General features: G+C 49.8%; 12 protein-coding genes and 1 tRNA gene. 3 read left to right on the forward strand and 10 right to left on the reverse strand.

The features are described from left to right. Window positions 1-12: 12 nt before the first annotated feature. The 4 genes from H6G89_RS16400 to H6G89_RS16415 all read right to left on the reverse strand — a co-directional run bounded on the left by H6G89_RS16400 (window position 13) and on the right by H6G89_RS16415 (window position 3,188). Window positions 13-2,025, reverse strand: coding sequence for a ribonuclease catalytic domain-containing protein (locus H6G89_RS16400; RefSeq protein ID WP_190508229.1), 2,013 nt, complete (start codon window positions 2,023-2,025; stop codon window positions 13-15). Between the two features lie 120 nt (window positions 2,026-2,145). Continuing rightward, on the reverse strand, window positions 2,146-2,361 hold the full coding sequence (rpsR, locus tag H6G89_RS16405) for a 30S ribosomal protein S18 (protein ID WP_190508231.1): 216 nt from the start codon (window positions 2,359-2,361) through the stop codon (window positions 2,146-2,148). Window positions 2,362-2,369: 8 nt separating this feature from the next. After that, on the reverse strand, window positions 2,370-2,558 hold the full coding sequence (gene rpmG, locus H6G89_RS16410) for a 50S ribosomal protein L33 (RefSeq protein ID WP_190508233.1): 189 nt from the start codon (window positions 2,556-2,558) through the stop codon (window positions 2,370-2,372). Between the two features lie 93 nt (window positions 2,559-2,651). Beyond that, window positions 2,652-3,188, reverse strand: coding sequence for an RDD family protein (locus tag H6G89_RS16415; RefSeq protein WP_190508235.1), 537 nt, complete (start codon window positions 3,186-3,188; stop codon window positions 2,652-2,654). A 133-nt stretch (window positions 3,189-3,321) separates the two neighbouring features. Between H6G89_RS16415 and H6G89_RS16420 the strand changes: the two genes are divergently transcribed. Beyond that, window positions 3,322-4,638, forward strand: coding sequence for a molybdopterin molybdotransferase MoeA (locus tag H6G89_RS16420; RefSeq protein WP_190508237.1), 1,317 nt, complete (start codon window positions 3,322-3,324; stop codon window positions 4,636-4,638). Between the two features lie 195 nt (window positions 4,639-4,833). Continuing rightward, window positions 4,834-4,905: transfer RNA gene (locus H6G89_RS16425), tRNA-Thr, on the forward strand. Window position 4,906: 1 nt separating this feature from the next. Here H6G89_RS16425 and H6G89_RS16430 read toward each other — a convergent pair. Then, window positions 4,907-7,036, reverse strand: a complete 2,130-nt coding sequence (locus tag H6G89_RS16430; RefSeq protein WP_190508239.1) for a GAF domain-containing sensor histidine kinase — start codon at window positions 7,034-7,036, stop codon at window positions 4,907-4,909. A 947-nt stretch (window positions 7,037-7,983) separates the two neighbouring features. Between H6G89_RS16430 and codA the strand changes: the two genes are divergently transcribed. Then, window positions 7,984-9,270 carry a cytosine deaminase gene (gene codA / locus H6G89_RS16435; RefSeq protein WP_190508241.1) on the forward strand — a complete coding sequence of 429 codons (1,287 nt, stop codon included), beginning with the start codon at window positions 7,984-7,986 and terminating at the stop codon, window positions 9,268-9,270. A gap of 351 nt (window positions 9,271-9,621) precedes the next feature. Here codA and H6G89_RS16440 read toward each other — a convergent pair whose 3' ends face one another. The 5 genes from H6G89_RS16440 to H6G89_RS16460 form a co-directional block, all read right to left on the reverse strand. Continuing rightward, complete coding sequence (locus H6G89_RS16440) at window positions 9,622-12,705, reverse strand: MFS transporter (RefSeq protein WP_190508243.1); 3,084 nt, start codon at window positions 12,703-12,705, stop codon at window positions 9,622-9,624. Window positions 12,706-13,392: 687 nt separating this feature from the next. Continuing rightward, window positions 13,393-14,436, reverse strand: a complete 1,044-nt coding sequence (locus H6G89_RS16445; protein WP_190508245.1) for a hemerythrin domain-containing protein — start codon at window positions 14,434-14,436, stop codon at window positions 13,393-13,395. 194 nt (window positions 14,437-14,630) lie between these two features. Continuing rightward, window positions 14,631-15,200, reverse strand: a complete 570-nt coding sequence (locus H6G89_RS16450) for a phycobiliprotein lyase (protein WP_190508247.1) — start codon at window positions 15,198-15,200, stop codon at window positions 14,631-14,633. Between the two features lie 101 nt (window positions 15,201-15,301). Then, entirely contained in the window at window positions 15,302-15,814 is a 513-nt protein-coding gene (locus tag H6G89_RS16455) for a GNAT family N-acetyltransferase (protein ID WP_190508249.1), read from the reverse strand. Continuing rightward, complete coding sequence (locus tag H6G89_RS16460; protein ID WP_190508251.1) at window positions 15,815-17,311, reverse strand: hypothetical protein; 1,497 nt, start codon at window positions 17,309-17,311, stop codon at window positions 15,815-15,817. Window positions 17,312-17,407: the final 96 nt, after the last annotated feature.

The raw sequence follows: 17,407 nt of genomic DNA on the forward strand, positions 1-17,407 counted from the left end.
ATTAACCCACCCTTAGGCGGGCTGTACGGCAGGTTCCACCATTTCGGTGAATTGAATAATATCTTGCCGGGGATCAGCGTACGCCACTTTTACATCAAGGCGATCGCCCACTTCGACTTGGCGGTTAAAGCGCATCGCGAGTTCTAACCCCAGGTCTTCGAGTAAGACCAAGCCCAGATTTTCGTGTTCTCGCAACCAGCGCAGCATCAATGCCTGCCACACCTCTTCTGAGTTGCGCCGCAAAAATTCTAAACCCCAGTAGCGGTTAGTTTGACGTTCTACCAATGTGGCTTCATAGGCAGTAGTGCTCACCGCTTGCAGCAACTCTCGCAGTGCTTCTGCGGTAAAGGGTAGGGTTTCGCCCCGCAGGTGTGCTTTGAGTTGAAAATGTGCCAGTAAGTCGGTGTAGCGACGAATGGGAGAGGTGACCTGGGTGTAAAGATCTAACCCCAAACTGGCGTGACGCATGGGAGTAGTGCTGACCTCACTGCGGGGCATACAGCGACGAATGGCGCAGTAACGCACAGGGCCTGGAGGTAGTTGCATCAACTCTTCGTCGGAGGGCAGTTCGGGTTGAGACTGTCCCCGGAAGGGCAAGGGGATCTGGTGGGTCTGCCCGTAGCGTCCGGCAACCTCACCCGCCAGGATCATCATTTCTGCGACCAGATGGCGCGAGGGAGAGTCTTCTAACACCTGAATGGTGATTTCGTCGTCCTGCACTTTAATGGACGACTCTGGCATGTGGATGCTGATGGCTCCCTGCGACTGTCGCCAGGTTTGCCGCCGCTTTGCCCAGTTGGCGATCGCCTCAATCTCTGTTTCAGAGCGCAACCCCAGTTGCAACATCTCATCCACATCTTCGTAGGTGAGGCGATAGGTCGGTTTGACCACACTGGCACGAATGGTGTAGTCCTGCACTTCCCCCAACTCATCCAGCACCACCCCAAAACTCAAGGCAGTACAAATTCGCCCCTGAATCAGGCTCATGGGTCCCGTTGCCAACTCCGTCGGGAACATCGGCACCATTCCCGTCGGCAAATAGAGCGTTGTGCAGCGGCGTCGGGCTTCTAAATCTAAATCGTCTCCGGGGAATACCCAGCGAGTCGGATCGGCGATATGAATCCAGAGGCGTTGTTGCCCATCCTCCAAAAATTCCACACTCAGCCCATCGTCGATCTCACAGGTGCTTTCATCGTCGATCGTATAAACCTTGAGGTGCGTCAAATCGAGTCGATCACTATCCGGATCGACGGGCGGGTCAGTCAGACAACGTTGAGCCATATCCAGCACCTTGGCAGAAAAGTTGGTTGGGATCTGGCTACGCCTCAGAAATAGATTTTCGTGGGGATTCCAGATTTGCAGATCGACTAAGAGTTGAAAAGCAGCCTGAACCGTTTCTGGACGACCCAAAGCGGTCAGAATTTCTAAAGCAGGCGTACGATGGTTGGACTCTTCGCCTAGAGTTGCAAACTTCTCTAATGCTTCCAACCGAGTGGAATCAGAGCCTTGCCATGCCACCCGCACTCCCACTAATGCCTGCTGAGTTCGCTCCAGAAAGCCCTGCCACTCTTGTTGTCGTTGAGCCGCGATCGCCACCTGGTGCTTTAACTCAGCCACCTGAGATGCAGAGCGCGGTTCGTAAGCATCACCCTTTTGCTTGAAGTAGAGCTTGTCTTCGGACAGGAGCCAGTAGGCGGCATAGCATAAGGGAGGACTTTGATCAGAGAACAGCAACATCGCCATTCCGGCGGGATCAGTTCCCTCACCCTCCTCCACGAGTAGCTCCCATGCGACTTCTAAACCTGAAGGGTCTAGATAGGGCTGAATCTCTTTTAAGAAGTTGGGGATATCAGCGGGCTTGTAGGTCTGACCTGTAACTTCGTAGGTAATTTGACGAGGATGCAATGTATGAGCCTGTCCACGCTCATCAATGACAATCCAATGCTTTTTACCTTCTGGACGGTCAGCTACAGCTAAACGGCGATCGCCATGCAACCGAAATTCAACCAGTGTTCCCTTTTCCATAGAGAGGGAGTGGGAGTAAGGGGGTAAAAGTGAAGCGTCAGAGACTCAGAAACAAGCTAATGAGAGAGGGGGGAGAGAAATTACATGGGCAGATTTCATCTATCCCCTTTCTATCTCCCTCTAGCCTTCCTGGTTGATGAATGGCAGCAATGCCAGGACTCGCGCCTGTTTGATTGCCTTCGTGAGATCGCGCTGCTGCTTGGCAGTTAGACCTGTGATGCGTCGAGGGAGGATTTTGCCTCGCTCAGTAATAAATTTTCTTAAGAGATCGACATCTTTGTAGTCGATTGGATCATCCGGCTTAATCGGGGAGACGCGACGACGATAGTAGGTCATAACTTCAGCTATTTAATTTCCTTGTGAGCGGTATGTTTGTTGCAGTGTGGGCAGAATTTATTCAACTCTAACCGTGCCGTTGTGTTACGGCGATTTTTAGTGGTGGTGTAACGCGAAACCCCTGGCGATCGCTTGTCGGGGTTGGTGCGACACTCAGTACACTCTAGCGTAATGATGATCCGAACGCCCTTAGCCATAATCTGAGCAGCTCAACGAATAACAATTAAACACAAACGTCTATTGTTTCACAAAATGACGGGTATCGGCAACCTGATCGCATGGAACTTTCACTATCTCTGTTTCAGTCGCCGCTGAGCCAGGGCCCAGAGCGATTTTAGCTTGAGATCGAGGGAGTAACCCCGCCGAGTTGGGACGATCACCGTACGGCTGAGTTGGTCGTGAAATGCCTGCCGCTTTTCCTCATCCATGATCGCCAGGGCACAGTCGATGCCGAGCGGAATAAACAGCAAGATCGACCAGGGAGATGCCGGACTGAGATTCAACAGCCCAAACAGCATTAAGACAGCACCTACCGCCATCAATCCCTCCCGCTGAGTCAACTCCTGCAATGCTGGAGTGCTGCCCCATCGTAGATCGACCACCTTCATATCAAATGCCCACCGTCCCAAACTCTGCCCCTGATTGCGAGCTACCAGAGCAACCCGCATTCCCAACCATGCGACGATGAAGAGAAATGCCTGGGCGATCGCATTCATACTAAATAGGGAACTGATCACAGTCACGACGACAAAATCGATCGCCAACGCCGCTCCCCGCCGCCACAACGGCACCCTTGGATAACGACGAGGAACCAGTTCAGAACGCATGGTCGTGACACAGAATAAGAGCCGATACCTTCATATAGTAAGCTTTCTGTCTGTCTCTCAGTGATGTTGCAAGATATCGTTGAGAAAGCTGATTGTGAGAAGACAATTGTGAGAAGACATTAGAGAAGTGTTTATGTTGTCAGCCCAACAGGCAGAAGCCTTAATCCTGAATCTGGTTCAACCGCTGGATTCACAACAGGATGTTGAACAGGTCGGTTTACTCTCGTCATTGGGGCGAATTTTGGCAACGCCTGTCACGAGCCAACTCGACTTTCCTCATTGGGATAACTCCGCGATGGATGGCTATGCGGTGCGGTTTGCAGATGTGCAGACGTGCAGTGCTGACAACCCAGCGATTCTAGAAGTTGTGGATGAAATCCCGGCAGGGGCAATTCCTCGAAAGCCGATTCAACCCGGACAAGCGGCTCGCATTCTTACCGGATCGATGATGCCCGATGGAGCCGATACGGTGATTATGCAAGAGGTCGTGAAACGGGAAGGCGATCGCCTCTTCGTCTCAACCCCACCCAAACCCCAGGAATTCGTGCGCCAGCGTGGGGTCTATTATCGGTCAGGCAATCTTCTGTTGCCCGCAGGTATTCCCCTGAATGCCCCTGAGATTGCGGTTCTAGCCGCTGCCCAATGTACTCAAGTAACCGTTTATCGGCGGGTGCGCGTGGCAATTTTGTCTACTGGGGATGAACTGGTTTCGCCGGATCAACCGCTCCAACTGGGACAGATTGTGGACTCAAATCAGTATGCGCTGGCGAGTTTGCTGGTTCAAGCGGGAGCTGAGCCACTGTTGTTGGGGGTTGTACCCGATAACCCTGAACCGTTGAAAGAGGCGATCGCTCAGGCGGTTCATCAAGCCGACATCATCTTGTCATCGGGTGGAGTATCGGTGGGTGATTACGACTACGTTGAGCGGATTTTGGAAAGTCTGGGTGCTGAGATTCACGTTCGCTCAGTGGCAGTGCGACCGGGGAAACCGTTGACAGTAGCGACCTTCAAAAGAGAACAAGGGGTTGAAGTGTCAGACGGTCAGGAAACCAGAGACATCAGACAAAGCATTCCCCATTCCCCATTCCCCATTCCCCATTCCCCCTGTTTGTACTTTGGGTTACCGGGTAATCCTGTGTCCGCGCTGGTGAATATGTGGCGGTTTGTTCTGCCTGCGCTACGAAAGCAGTCGGGTCTGGTGCGTTCGTGGGAGCCATGTTGGGTGAAGGGAAAAACGCGCCAAAACCTTAAGTCCGATGGAAAGCGGGAAACCTATCTGTGGGGGCGATCGCACCTGGTGGATGGCGAATATGAATTTGAACTGGCAAGTGGCTCTCACCTGTCAGGCAATTTGATTAATCTAGCTCAAACCAATGCGTTAGCTGTAATCCCTGTAGGGCAAACGTTGATCTCCTCCGGTGAATCGGTTCAGATCATGCAAATCGCCTGATCGCGCCAGCTCCCCTAGAAGGGCTATCAGAGCCAAGTCTGCCTTTTCGGACTGCGGCAAATCAACGGTTTGCTGAACCGACGCAGGTTGGTTTTGCTTCCGTAGCTGCGGTTTCAACTGCCAAAATTCCTATCTCAAACTAGGTTTTGTTAGCATCCCAAACAGACTGCTATACTGATCTAGCACTAAATATCTGCCGATGTGGCTCAGTGGTAGAGCACTCGATTCGTAATCGAGCGGTCGCGGGTTCAAATCCCGCCATCGGCTTCTAGCTCAAATCTCGTTTGGCGATCGCCGCTTTTACGTTAGTTTGCTTCGGTGGATTCACACCAGAGAACAGATACAAGTTGCGATTTCGGACTCGCAAATCCGAATGTTTGACAGGAATCTCAATCACAAACGTTGACCCCTGTCCTGGTTCTGACTCGACTCTCAGCAAACCGTGGTGTTGGTTGACAATGGTTTGATAGCTGACGGCTAACCCCAACCCTGCGCCTTGCCCTGTTTTTTTCGTGGTAAAGAAGGGTTCAAAGATTTTCGGTTGAATGTCGTAGTCGATGCCGCACCCATTGTCTGTAATGGTGATCCGTACCCAGGAGTCTTGGGTTACATCGTGAATCATCGGTTCTGTTGTGATTGTGATGACTTTTGGATCAGGTTGGGGGTGATTGAGTGCTTCGATCGCATTCATGAGTAGGTTCATAAACACCTGATTGAGTTGTCGGGGATAGCACTCAATCCGGGGTAACTTGCTGTAATGGCGCACAATGTGAACATCGGCTTTAATATGACTCTGTAAAACTAACAATGTGTCATCCAAGCCAGCATTGACATCTGCCACTTTGCAGTGGGCTTCATCCAGTCGCGAAAAGCTCCGCAATGACAGCACGATTTCGCGAATTCGGTTAGCTCCCACTTGCATCGAGCTAAGAATGCGGGGCAGATCTTTCACCAGAAAGTCGAGTTCAATCTCGCGGGTTAGTTCTTTTAGCTCTTCTGAGGCTTGAGGGCAATGGTGTTCGTAAGCCTCAATCAAACGCAGCAAATCTTGCACATATTGCTCAACATAGGGAATGTTGCCGTAAATAAAGCTCACAGGGTTGTTGATCTCATGAGCGACGCCAGCAACCATTTGCCCCAGACTCGACATTTTTTCGCTCTGAATCAGTTGCGCCTGCACATGTTGTAGATGCTTCAAAGCTTCGGTCAGGCTACGGGCATGTTCGGCACTTTCGGCTGCTTGTTGCCGACTTTGGGCATAGAGGTAGGCTTGTTTGATCGAGATCGCCAGTTGGTCAGCAACGGCTTGGGCAAGTTTTTGGTCATCCCGTGACCAATGGCGAATATGAGAACACTGATTGAGATAGAGGATGGCTTGCAGACTGCCATTGGCTCGCACTGGAACAACGAGCGAAGACTTAATTTGAGCCAGTCGATATTCAAGATTGTTAGGACCAATTCGTGAATCTTGGGTAATGTCAGGAATGACAACCTGTTGACGAGTCCGGATCACCCACTTGGTGATAGGACCGTTGATATCAAAGTCTCGAAATGCCGGAGGATAGGGGGGACGGCACACTTCAAACAGGTGTTTGCGGCGAAAAATTGTTTGATTAATTCCTGGCTCATAGTATTCAGAGGAGCTTTCAGAATCATCGTCCAAATTCTCAACCAGGTGAACCAGGCAACGATCGACCTCTAGTGCCTTTTGCAGATGGGCGATCGCCTTCGTCAGGATTGTCTTTAAATCGAGGCTCTGCCGAGTTTGAGTGGTGATTTGATTGATCAGTTTTTCGCGCTGTGCCTGTTGCTGCATTTTTTCATACAGTTGCGCTTGACGCACTGCGATCTCTAATCGTTGAGCAATCAGTTGCATAAACTCAACCTCTGGGGCAGACCAGGAACGTGGCTCATCCACCATGCAGGCAATAAAGCCGATTGAACGCTCTCGTCCTCGAACGGGCACCAGTAGGCTGGCTTTTGCCCCAAAAACTTCGTAGGCGTGGGTTGTTTGAGCAGGTGATTGCGTGAAGCGGCTAAGCCAACGCTCTAAGCCAGAAACTTGTCCGGCACTGATGACGATCTCACCTTTATTGATGAGCGAAGCAGCGGAATCTAACTTTGATAGAGGATGATAACCCAAGTGGGAGGGATGGTTGCTGTGCAACCGTTCACAAACGACCTGCACCTGTTGCAAGTCTTTGAAATACCAGAAGAAGAGACAGCGATCGAGTTTTAGCAGGTCGGCGACTTCATCAACTGCCGTTTGTAAAACGACTTTTAGCTCTAGTGAAGTACGAATGCGATCGACAATTTTTCGAAGAAGTGCGCTTTGCTGGGCTGGATTGCGAAACGGCTGAGTAAGCCGATTTTTAGTGAGAGAGGAGAAGAAAGTCACAGAGTATAACCAGGAATGATTTGACGCAGGTTAGTCACGGTAACGCAATGGTTTTGGGTAGATTGCACCAACCTTTACACCAAATAATCGAAACTCTCCTAACGCAAATACCAACTCTAGACGTGATACCAAGATACTCAGTCGGTGTAACTGTTTGGGGCTGAGCACAGGTAGAAACAGATTGAGACTCAAAGCAATGATGGAGAACAGGTTTTTAATCTTGCCTTTACGTCTTGTTCTACGTGTTGAACAACCCAACCTTGTTGTTTTCCAAACTTATTCTTTTAACCCTGTTTTATTTTTATACCAATCAACTCCGTAATCAGGGTTAACTTCTTCAGTACTTTACCGTTACTTCATCATTGCTTTGCAAAATTCTAAAGGTTAGATGAATTGTAGTAGTTGAAATTACAAAAAAATCTGCTTTGAGTCGGTTTACTGTTAGAAAAGCCAATTCTTAAGAAAAGTGAAATGCGAGGAAATCCAAATAAAACGCCTATTCCTCAATTGAATATGAGAGTTAAGACACTTTATCTGTTAAAAACCATTTTTCCTATACATCAATTTAAGTTTTTTAATAAAGAATTTACAGGGGACGAAATGGGATGGGCTGCGATCGCCACAAAGCTGATGCTGTATGAGTTATTCCCCGCTGCGCAACAGAATTGATGCAACATCGATTTACAAGGAAACTGATGTAGTGGGTGGTATCGATGGGATGATTAAATTGCTTAGAATTATGAATTTAATAAATCTGCAAACTGTACAGACGGGTTTGGCAGACCAATCTACATTTTGTAATGGATTTGACAGCGAAACTCGCCCCTACCAAACATCGACTTTATTCAATTTCCATTCCTTAAGATTTATCACCCGTATTCCCGTCTTGCTTTAACGTTTGTTCAAATTTTATCTGAGTATTATTACTGATTTCCATCGCACTTGTTATGACTTCTCAACCCGTTGATTTATTGCTGCGTCATTGTTATCTGCTACACATTGATCGAGCGACTGAAGCCGTTGATATTGCAATTCAAGATGGGAAAATAGTGGCGATCGCCCCTCAACTGCCCCACTCGGCTCAATTAGAGCTTGACCTGGCAGGGCAGATGGTCAGCCCTCCATTTGTCGAGTCTCATATTCACCTGGATTCAGTGATGACGGTTGGGGAACCCCGTTGGAATCAGAGCGGCACGCTGTTTGAAGGGATTGAGATCTGGCGAGAACGCAAACAAACGCTGACATTAGAGGATGTGAAAGAACGGGCGATCGCGGCGTTAAAGCAACAGGCGATGCAAGGAGTGTTGTTTGTTCGGACTCATGCCGATGTGAGTGAACAGACCCTGACCGCATTAAAAGGCTTGCTGGAAGCGCGTGAAGCCGTTAAAGACTGGATGACGTTGCAGGTCGTGGCATTTCCCCAGGATGGTGTTTATGGCAGCCCGCAGAATGAGGCGTTGCTAGAAGAAGCCATGAAAATGGGAGCCGATGTGGTGGGCGGCATTCCTCACTACGAGTTGACGCGGGAAGATGGGGTGCGGTCAATCCACCGCATTTTTGAACTGGCGCAGCAATACGATCGCCTGATTGACATCCACTGTGACGAAATTGACGATGATCAGTCTCGATTTCTCGAAGTTGTTGCGGCGTGTGCTGTCCGTACAGGCATGGGGTCGCGTGTCACTGCCAGTCACACCACAGCCTTTGGTTCTTATAACAATGCCTATGCCTTCAAGCTGTTGGGATTTCTACAACGGACTCAACTCAATTTCATCGCCAATCCGTTGATCAACATCACATTGCAGGGGCGTACCGATACCTATCCCAAGCGACGGGGCGTGACGCGAGTCAAGGAATTGTGGCAACAGGGCACGAATGTCAGTTTGGGGCACGACTGCATTCAAGACCCCTGGTATTCCCTGGGTACAGGGAACATGCTGGATGTTGCCAATATGGCGGTGCATGTGTGTCAGATGACAGGAACCCCCGAAATTGATGCTTGCTACAACATGGTGACGTGGCAGGGGGCAAAAACGCTGCACCTTGAGGATCAGTATGGGGTTGAGGTGGGTAAACCTGCCAATCTGATTGTGCTCGATGCCAGCGTTCCAATGGTGCAACCAACTCAGTTGCGGTATGAAGCAATTCGGCGACGTGCAACGGTGCGGTATGTGATTTCAAGAGGCAAGTTGTTAGCTCATACGGAACCGGCTCAAGCGCACTGGAAGGGGTAGTGGGGAAAGGATAAAGGCTCAACGATAAAGGATAAAGAGCAAGGATAAAGGATGAAGGATAAAGGATAAAGGATGAAGGATGAAGGATGAAGGATAAAGGATGAAGGATAAAGGATAGGAAAGCCGTGAAGGATAAGAGTGAGGCAGTAAGAGAGTAGATCTCGTTTTGGCGTTGCTGAATAAGAATATGAGATCGCGAGCAAGATGCTCGCACTCCCTTGTGATGATCGCGATAGGGTGAGCGTCTCGCTCACGTTGGGAATTTACGTATCATTTGTCATTTCAGCAACGCCCTCGTTTTCTCTCATCCTTTATCCCTTATCCTTCACAACTAGCACCTTTCTACTTCTTCTAGCCCAGGAACTTCACTCCCGCCGCAGCCAGGATACCTGCGATCGCCGCTGTTGCAACCGACGTAATCGCCGTACCAAACACCCACCAGGCAGCGGATGCAGCCGTTTTTTGCACTTCTTCCGCCTGTTCTTTGGCTTGATGTTTTAAGGCTCTAACCCGCTCTTGGGCTTTGGTCTGCACTCGTTCTGCGCGTTGCAATACACTGTCGCGTGCCGCTTCGATCTGGTCGATGACTTGATTCACCTGCTCCTCTGAGAGATTGGATCGTGAGGTGAGCAGCGTGACGAGCGTTTCGCGATCGAACTGACTGAGGCGATCCTTCAAGGCGTCGAATCCCGCTTCTGGATCGTCAAACAACTTGCGAACATCGCGTTGAATGTTGTCGTAGTTGAGTTCAGGAAGATCGAGGGAGTCGAGATAATTCCGTACGTTGCCAGTGACTTTATCCGTTGCATTTTGCACCTGATCTTTGACTGCGCGAACAGGTTGCAGGAGTTGTTGTTGAATGGACTTCGCCTGATCGAGCACCTGATCCACGATGCGATTGGCTTCTTCTTCCGTCACATCTTGCCGTTGAGTCAGCAGGGAAACCAACGTACCCCGATCGACTTGAGAGAGGCGATCGCTTAACTGCTCAACTCCCGCTTTGGGGTGTTTGAACAAGCGTTGTAGGTCACGTTGAATGCCTTCTGGGTTCAATTCCTCACGATTGGTGTTTCGCAGGTAATCAGTGAGATCTGTGGTGAAATCCTGGACGCGATCGCGAGTTCGAGTAGCGATTTCACGGGGCGATCGGGCGATCGATTGTAGCGTCTCAAACACTTGATCGATGGCTCGATTCACCTGCTCCTCACTCAAATCCTGGCGTTGGCTCAGCAGTCTCACTAGCGTATCGCGATCGACGTGCGACAACCGTTCTCCCAGAGCAGAAACCCCGGCTTGCGGGTCGTTGAGCAACTGTTGCAAATCGCGCTGGATGCCTTCTGGGTTGAGTTCCTCTAGATTCGTGCTCCGCAAATAGTCTGCGATTTGAGTGGTGAGGCGATCGACCTGTTCTCTGGCTTGTTCGGCGAGTTCGCGAGGCGTGTGCAAAATCTCATCACGCACGGATTCAAACTGGTCAATCAGTTGATTGACCTGCTGTGAACTCAGGTCTTGCCGTTGAGAAAGCACCTGCTGCAATGAAGTGCGGTTGAGTTGTCCTAAACCTGCCCGCAGTGTTCCAAAACCTCGTTCAGGTGCCTGCAACATTTGCTGCAAGGTCTGTTGGATGGCGGTCGGAGTTAGCTCAGTCGGATTGGTTTCTGTCAGATAACGCTCGACCTGTTGACGAAATTCTCCGGCTTCTGCCTGCAACTGGTTCCAGGTTTCCTGAGATTGGTTGAGGAAGCGATCGCGTGCCCCTTCCAGATCGTTGAGAATCCGCTCTGTTTCTTCTGGGTTGAGGTCTTGTCGCCCTGCCAAAAGCATTTGCGTCAAGGCATCGCGATCGAATTGCAGTAAGCGGTTGCCCAGCATTTCATAGGTCGCATCGGGATCTGCTAACAAAGCCGTGAAATCCTGTTGAATGCTTTCGCTCATCAGTGCCTCTTTCGGGGCTGATTTTAGATAAGTTTCAACGCGATGGCGCAGGCCAGCGATGCGTTCCTGTTCTTCAGCAGCCCGCACCGTATCCAGCACTTCCTGTCGCACGACTTCTAACTCGTCGGCAATGTCGTTAATCTGCTCAACCACGACGCCTTCACGCCGATTCAGCACCCCAACAAAATAGCTACGGTTCAACTGTTCGAGTTGCTGCCGGACTAACCCTGCATTGGCTTCTGGGTCAAATAGCACTTCTCTAAAACCGCGATCGAGATTCTCTGGGCGCAAATACCAACCGGGAGAGTTGAGCAAATAGTTTTCCACATCGGAACGAATGGTGAAAGCGGGCTGACGACTCAATCCTTTAACGGCTTGGCCCGCTTGTTGTCCCAAGTGACTCGCTTGCTGACCGACCTGATTGGCTTGTTGTCCCAGTTGCTCTCTGGCGGCATTGAGCGATCGCGTCACTTTCTCAACGGAGATGTCTGAAAACCCCAGTGCATTCAGCACCTTGGTCAAATCTTCCGGGTTGAGCTTGGCTAATCCACTGCGTCCGGTGAGGGTTGCAATCAAGGTATCAGTTCCCAGTTGCATGGTGCGCTCCCGTAGACCCACACCGCCTTGTTGCGGTTGACTTTCACCGTTGGTGAGGCCTCCATTGGCTTGCCCGTTGCCATTGCTAGGAAGTTTGATGCCTAGAAGTTGAGTCAGACGCTCGCGCAGTTTGCCCGATTCCAAATCTTCAGGAGTTGCTGAACGAATAATGTTTAATAAATCAGAGTTCTCAAAGGCAGGCAGGTTGGCGTTGCTCAACAGTGTCATTGCTTGATTTGGAACGTTGTTGAGATCGAGTTGAGGGATTTGAGGCAAACGAATGTTGGAGACATAGCCCTCCAGATTTTCGCGCAGGCGATCGCTACTCAAAGCCGATTGCAACTCCCGTTTCACCACATCTACGGATGCTTCGACCGTATCGGTTACTTGTTTGCTAGCTGCTCGACCACTGAGAGCCGTTGCTACCGTTCCAACGACCCCTTGCAGCCCGGTGTTGGCTGCACTGCCGACTGTACCAACTACAGAGGCGATCGCTTGCGAACTCAGCCACACCAGCAGCAAGAAATAAACTGACCAGATGACCACAGAGACGATCGCGGCTAATCCTGCGTCGTGAATTAGCGTCAATTTCACAGCTAAAAAGCACGCGATAAACACGGCTGTATTCACAATAAACAGGGTTGTTGTGCCAACTTTGGCTTCAATTTTGCGAAGCTTTTTGCCCCAGGTTCTCTCCTTGTCACGACTATAGTCGTCATCTGTGTCAGCAGGATTTATCCCGGCTGAAATGCCAATTGCGACTGAGAGATTGCTGAGGATAAATTGAAATGCAAATGCCATCACCACTCCAGCAATCAGCGCAATAAAAAATTGCGGTCCTGAGAGAAATGACAGAGCAAAATCCTCCGTTAAGGACGGGACTTGAGCAAAATACTGGAACATAGAATTTTTCCTGCTGTGTGCGTGGAGATGAAGCGCAATGCGAAGCAGTGTCAATGGATGAAACCTGATCCATCAACAACAAAACTGATTTGTGTAAATGATTTGTAGAGAAAGTTTGTGATGAATAGTAGGTTGGTTTACTACTACCCTAATCGTTAAAGATTGGTTTACCCTCCACTAAGGGAGTAGGACAGTTACCCCTCAAAAGGGAGAGCTTAGGTGAATAGAGTTAGTTTTTGTATTAAGAAACGAGGTAACGGCAAAGCATTCTGCAAAGAGTCTCCATAGCAACCGAGAGGTTGTTTAGCTGACTGCCTGACAAATCTTTGATGCTTGGCGATTGAAATCGCAGACTTCAGCGTGAGCTCAGTCGAACGCTATAAGAACAAAACCTGCCGACGTGGGTTACAGAAAACCTGGATGCATCCAGTCCGCGCCGGCAGACTTCGATCGGATAGGCGCGAATTCCATTCGCCAGCCACAGCAGGGAATATCAAGGGTTTCAGAACTTTTGTCAGTCAATCGGGTTGTTTAGGATGGGGTGCAGGGGTGGAACCCCTGGCTGGGAGCGCAGCCCCCACACCCCCTTGTATAAACTGCCTCGGCAGTTGCTATATGGAATCATTAGAGCTTTTTTGAATGCTCTGCCCCTCAGGTTTGATTTATCAAACCCCTACACAGCAAACACTATACGGTTGCTGTCATGTGTTGTTGAATTTTACTCTTAGCAGACTTGAATTCCGTTGACATTTGTTCTTTTTGTGTGTCATTGCAGTTGCGATCGATCGCGGCAAACATGGTGCTTTCTTCTTGACGAATGTGGTCGCCAACCGCACCCATCAAATCTTTGATTTTAGATTTGAATGCATCGACGGAATTCGGGTCCATGGCTCGAATTTCATCCAGCATCCGCTTCATTTCCGCTTGTTCGTCGTACAACTCTTGGGTGTTGTCATCACCATAAAAAGAACGAACGTTGGGGTAAACTACTTCTTCTTCCGCTTGTGCGTGAGCTAACAAATCTTTGTAGAGTTGTCCAAAGTATTCTTGTAGCTTTTGTGGATCGTTCGTTGCTCCGATTTCAGTGAAAATGGTGTTTACCTTGTTGTGATCCAAACGAATCAGCGTTTGGATATTCATGTCTTGTTTTTTCGTGTTTTGGGTGATGACACTGCCTGCAATACCGGAGAAAGCGGCGATCGCATCTTGTACCCGTGCCCACAATCCCTGATCGGCGTCCTGACCCGTCATTTCACGCACGCCAATCTGTTCCATTATGCCTTTGAGTTGCTCTTGATGAGCACGACCTTCAAAGTTAACGGTGTTGAGCGGGGAGATTGCTACTTCAATATCGGCTCCGACTTTTTGAGCCGCTTTGTGGATGACAATGCCGCTCATAGCTTGTCCGTGTTTGATCAACTCATGATGAATCAGCTTGTGGTAGAACGACAAATCATTGCCGGACATCATCCGTTCAAACTGTTCAATAAACACGTTGGTTCCGGGATGTGGCTCCGACTGAACCCCATATTGAACAATCACTGTATCGATGATGCCTATATTTTTCTGATCATCCTCCAGCATGTTTTGCAAGCGATCGCGGACATCTTGATCAGGGCACTCGTTAATCAGCCGTTGATCATTTCTCAAGATGAAGTTTTGAAATGCCTTCAAATCCGCCAATTTTTGGGCGATCGCCATCCGCTTTTCATCATCCAATGTCAATACCATAAATAAAATTCTCCTTTATCAAAATTGTTGCTTCCCGTTGCGAGCGCATGACAAAAACCGTTGAACACATCAAATGCTCAACGAATGAATGGCAGCGATCGCGCAGGCAATGCCTCAATTCTGGAAATCAGGAGGCTTTCCTTCAGCTACCCAGGGTTAGATGTTTGTATCGGCAATTACGATAGCAACAAGTTTTAACTGGTTGGGCTGGCTTCTTCGGTTGCCGGAGTCGTAGCGGGTGCGGGTTGGCTTATCATCCGAATCTCAGAACAAAAAGACGCCAAAGTCGCTCCATTCGCAGGTTTTAGCAAACTATTTCTCAAGCGCAAGTTGTCGCCAGCAAACCAGATGCGCTCCTCAAAATACATCGTGTCCGATTCTGTGATTAAGGTCAGAGCATCATCACTGCCCATGACATAACGACCTGAAACACTGGGTTGTCCGGGACTGCCCATGCCACTCAACAACCGACCTGCATTGGTCTGCGCCGGATCTGCCAATGGCACCAGAACCGTTGAGCCGATCTGTTTCTGCGTTTTCCAATCCATGTTGCCTTCCCAACTGATCCGCATCCCAATTAGGGCAGAAGCCGGATCAACTCCATGCAACTCACACAGTTTGATCACGTCAGGTGCATCACTTGGCATCACCTCAATCTGAAGCGTCGATTTGCCATTTTCAGATTGTTTTGATGCAAAATTGTGGCTGGTTCGCTGTGAAATCCACTTTCCAGCACTGTGTTGAAAAAACGCTGTGATATCCATGAATCAAATCAGGCAGGTTGTTATAGGCACTCCTTTATCTTAAACCGAAGCTGCGATCGCCAGAAATCTTCCAAAATCGTAAATCTAAAATCAAAATCGCCCTAAACCCAATCCTCCACGGTCAACGCCCAGCGTTCGTGATCGCGCCATGCCCCATTGATATAGAGATACCGTCGTGAGAATCCCTCTTCTGTAAAGCCCAATCGTTGGATCAGGGCGATCGACCTCTGGTTTTCGGGTTGCACGTTTGCCTCCAGACGATGTAAGCCAAGATTGAAGAAGGCATAGTCAATCACGAGGCGCAATCCCTCGGTCATCAACCCCTGCCCCGCAAACTCGGCACTGCCGTAGTAGCCCAAATAGGCATTTTGAAAGGCTTTGTAGAAGATCTGGCTGAGATTGGCAACGCCCACAATGCGATCGCTCTCACGATGACAGATCAACAATCCCTCAAAGTCGTCGTTTTGACAGCGACGAATGTAGGCTTTACAGCCCTCCTCTGTTAACGCTGGAAATGCCCAGGGAAAATGAAATTCTTGACTGGCTTGATGTAATACCAACAACGCCTGCCAGTCGTCTTCAGTCGGTTTTCGGATAGACACCCGCGATCGCATCTATCCACCCCGACGCAACCAATTGACCAGTTGAATCACTTGTTTTTCGAGCCACAACATTCCCTGGTCAATCCATTCCAATACCTGTTGCAGGGGATGTTTGACATACGTCACCAGACTTGCCTGAATATCAATCACTCCTTTTTCAGGGGAACGTTGCAAACTACTTGTCTCACCAGGGCGAGCAGGCTGAATCTGGATGTCAGCCAGTGGAACCCGTTCTAGAGTTTCAGCGGCAGGGGCAGCGTTAGGAGCAAGAGAAGTTTGTTGAGCGAGAACCCCAGACCTTGTTGCAACGGACGACTGAGAACCTGTCTTGACGGAGGTAACAGCCCTGGTCCCCGTTGGAACAATGCGACGAGAGCCTGACAACAACGGTAGCTCTGCCCCCGAAGGTAAGGAGGACACTGGCAACTCGATAGCGGAATCTGTTGAGGATGATTGTCGGGACTGAGGCGAGTTTTGTAGAAAGCGGGCAAGACTGGGGATAGCCGCAACTTCTTCCCAGGGGTCATGGAATGTCTCAAGCGTAGTCGTTCTCCTCTGATGGTTGGGGACAAGACTAGCTTCGTGAAAGAGATTGACGGCGATCGCCACAGGGCTGTATTGCATCCACCGCATCAGGTCACAGAACGATCGCACCGGAGGCAGGGCATTTGGTCGTGGTGCCAGTGGTGGTAAGGCATTGAAGGGGGATAATTGCAGGGCAGCAAGCTGTCGCCACTCCCGCAGATAGGAGGCGATCGCGCCAATCATCCGTCGCCGCAGATAGTCGTCCTGCTCTGGCGTGAGGATATCAAGAATTTGGTTTTGCACCGTTACCAAAACCAGCTTGCGGGTTGTTAGCAAGGAGGCAATGCCACGAATCGGGTCAGCTTGAACGGTTGCCAACTGGTCGGGTGTTGCTTGCAGGGAGGGCTTAGGAGAGTCCTCCAAGGTTTGCAAATTTGGGGAGTTGAGCGACTTTAGCTCTAAATCCGTTCCTCTCCTGAGGAACTGATCTGCTAGTTTTTTGAGTTCCCTCAAAATGCGGTTATTTTGACTCTTCACTCCCTCAGCTTGAAGGAGCCTGGCAGCCTCAAAGCCGTCCAAATTCCCCTGGTTGAGGGGGAGGCTGGAGGCAGAGCGATCGCAGCCTGGAATGTCTACAGGTAAAGCAAATGTCTGGACAGTCGCTAAAGTCTGTTTTACAGGCGCATCCACCTCAATGGGAGGAGTTACTTCCGGAGCACGAGCCTTTCTTTGTAGGGTGGTTTGCACCGTTCGTTGAGCCGCTTTTAATCGCGGAGTTGTCTGTCGCACAGCCTGTCGCAGTTGCTTCCCGGCTAATCGCGTCGCCTGAAACGCTGCATAGATTGGATACAATGCGATTTGTGCTCCCCAGATGGTTCCCAGTCGTAGTTGTCGCCAGGTTTGCAGAGAGCGATCGCGCAACTGACGGGTTTGTTGCACGATGAATTTGAACAGGCGACTTTGATATGGGTTAGAGGACGACATGAGGAGCTACAAAGAGAAAAAGACCTGCAAAATCTGGTGTAGAGTGCAGAGAGCACCGCGCCATCCCTAAAGGGGAATGCCCCGATCTTAGTAGAA

The organism is Oscillatoria sp. FACHB-1407, assembly GCF_014697545.1.
Lineage (GTDB): Bacteria > Cyanobacteriota > Cyanobacteriia > Elainellales > Elainellaceae > FACHB-1407.